Raw genomic sequence first — 2,900 nt, 5'->3', positions numbered from 1 at the left:
TAAGTTCTGAGACTTTTCTATTGCGCTATAGTTTTGAGTCTCAAATTTTAAATTTTCATTTCCTGCCGGAGGTAAGTTCTGAGACTTTTCTATTGCGCTATAGTTTTGAGTCTCAAATTTTAAATTTCTATTTTCGGAAGGTAAGTTCTGAGAATTTTCTATAGCGCTATAGTTCTGAGTCTCAAATTTTGAATTTTCATTTCCCCCAATAGGAAAATACTTTTGACTTTTGACTTTTGAATTTTGAATTCCTCCACGCCAGTCCAATATCCAATCGACAGGATTCAATTCTATGACTTGAGTATCTTGGATATTGGATTGTACAGCAATAAGTCGAACCTCATAACGTTTCTCGTAAGTATTAAAATCCAATTCCACAACAGCATCACTTATGCCTTCAGGAATTTCATCCTTATAATGACCCCACCAAATACCAGGAAACCCTTTATCTATAGACTCATCGCAAATTTCAAAATTTGTTTTAATATATTTGACCTTATTTCCCCGCAAATCTTTTTGGTTCCGATGCCAAACATTAGTAAACCAACAATTTTGAATCAAAAGTTTAGGTACTGGGTTTCCCATACCACAAGGTTCTAAAAGCTTCAGTTCTTGAAATAAATCTCTACCTAACTCAGATACAGTCACAATTAAATCCACTTCTATTACCGAGTTTTGGTTAAGACTTACTCCTAATGTTTGTCCCAATAGTTGATTAATAGCATCTGTAAATATAGGAATATTTTTTACAGGCAAACTAAGACCAGCAGCGAAAGGATGACCGCCAAACCTATCTAATAAATGTGCCTGATTTGTCACCAACTCATAAAGGTCTATTTTACCAACAGAACGGGCAGAACCACGAGCTAATAATTTTTGAGAAGTTCTAGTAGCTTCAGTTTCCTGATTTAATAAAATAGTAGGACGATTATACTCTTGAGCTATTTGGCCTGCTACTAATCCTAGAACACCGACAGGCCATTGAGGGTCTGTCAGAACTATAACATGAGTGGTGGAAAGGTCTATTTTAGTCAATTTTTTTGTAACATCTTCAACTACCTCTTTTTGTAGAGATTTGCGCCTAGAGTTGGCCAGTTCTGTTTCGATAGCCAGTTGTTGACAATATTTAGGGTCACGACTGGTCAAAAGTTCCACACAAAAGCTAGCATCTCCCATAATTCTACTTACAGCATTAATCCGAGGACCAATACCAAAAGAAATATCTGTAGGGCGATCGCCTGTTTTTTTGCACAATTCTAAAAGTTTAGCAACTCCTGGTCTGGTAGTTTTGTGTAATTGTGTACTTAATTTTTCAATACCTATTTGTGCTAGATAACGACAGTCATTTGTTAGTTGAACTAAATCGGCAATTAAACCAATAGCTACTAAGTCTAATAATTCTGTTAGGGAAAGTTTTGGTATTTCTGGATAAGTTAAATAAAGTGCTTCTATAAGTTTATAAGCTACTCCAACTCCAGATAAATTATATAGAGGATGAGCGGGGGAAAAATAGCGAGGATTAATAATAGCAAATAATGGCGGACGTTCTGAGGGAAGGGTATGATGATCGGTGACAATTATATCTATTTCTAAACTATTTGCATATTCTATTTCGGCAATATTTGTACTACCTGTATCGCAGGTAATTATCAAACTATAATTCTCTTTGGCTAACCTTTCAATTCCAGCAAAATTCAAACCATGAGATTCTGTAAATCTGTTAGGAATATAATAAGTTAGTTGGTTATTTTTATCGAAAAATTCTCCTAATCCATCCCAAAGTATAGATGTTGAAGTAATGCCATCTGCATCAAAGTCTCCCCAGATGGCAACTTTTTCTTGATTATTTCTAGCAGAGATAATTCTTTCTATGGCTTTGTTAATTTCTACGCCAAATTCAAAGGAGCTAGTTGGTTGATATTGTTTTGGATTTAAAAAGCCTACTATATTTTTAGTATCTTTAATTCCACGTTGCCATAATAATTGTGCTAGATATTTTCCTGATAATTTTGGTGCATAATTTTTGACACACTCAATAAATAAATGAGGGAGATGATCGGATACAGGAATTTGCCAATATTTTTTTTCTTGAGACATCTTTCTTTAGTCATTCCTTGTAGTAACGAATAGAATAAAAAAATCATCAAAATAACTAGGTCTAAAACCCCACCTTTTAATCAGTTATCAGTTAAATATTTTTTCTAGTTTTATCACACTTAACAAAGTCAGAAAATATTGCTACAGTGTGCTTGTTTTTAGGAGTCAGAAGTCAGGAGTTATAATTCAGGAGGTAAGAATTTATAATATTTATTTTTTCTGAGAGTCAAACTATTCTATTGTTGACTAAAAATAGTCTAATAACCATAAATATTTTGTTTTTGATTAAGGGATAATTTGATTTTTATTCCCGAAGTCGGCAGCAAATTTACTAACAGTTTGGTTATTAACTGACTATAACTATCTTATTTGAATTTGGTATTAGTTGATGATTTTTTCTTTGCTGATGGCTGAGATCTGATGGCTGAATGCTTACAGGCTAACCATACAAAGTATAGAATATAGCAAAAGTTGAAAGTTCAATTGTTACTGTCAATAAGGTAGAGCAGAAATAAGAAGATTAATTCTTTATTCCGTTGCTTTAGAGATTTGATAAGTCATTCAAATAATAGGAACTGCCATCAGATAATTTATATAGTCTTTCTCATATTAACAGTAATGAGGCAGACCTTAATTTTGGCTTCTCTGTTGCCTATTCCCTATTCCCTAAATCTAGACAAAATTCCAAGTTGAAAGTTCAATTATTACTGTGAATAAGGTAGAGCAGAAATAAGAAGATTAATGCTTATATTCCGTTGCTTTAGAGATTTGATAAGTCATTCAAATAATAGGAACTGCCATCA

General features: G+C 33.2%; 1 protein-coding gene. It reads right to left on the bottom strand.

Features of this window, described 5'->3' with window-relative positions:
- Positions 1-2,097 (bottom strand): single-stranded-DNA-specific exonuclease RecJ (recJ, locus tag ACP6PK_RS13285; RefSeq protein WP_426560012.1); only part of this gene is annotated, 2,097 nt, incomplete at its 3' end.
- Positions 2,098-2,900: the final 803 nt, after the last annotated feature.

The sequence above is a fragment of the Dapis hubbardiae BLCC-M172 genome (assembly GCF_050016015.1).
GTDB lineage: Bacteria > Cyanobacteriota > Cyanobacteriia > Cyanobacteriales > Microcoleaceae > Trichodesmium.
Note: the sequence above shows the minus strand (reverse complement) of the source record. Positions and strands in the feature narration are given on the sequence as shown.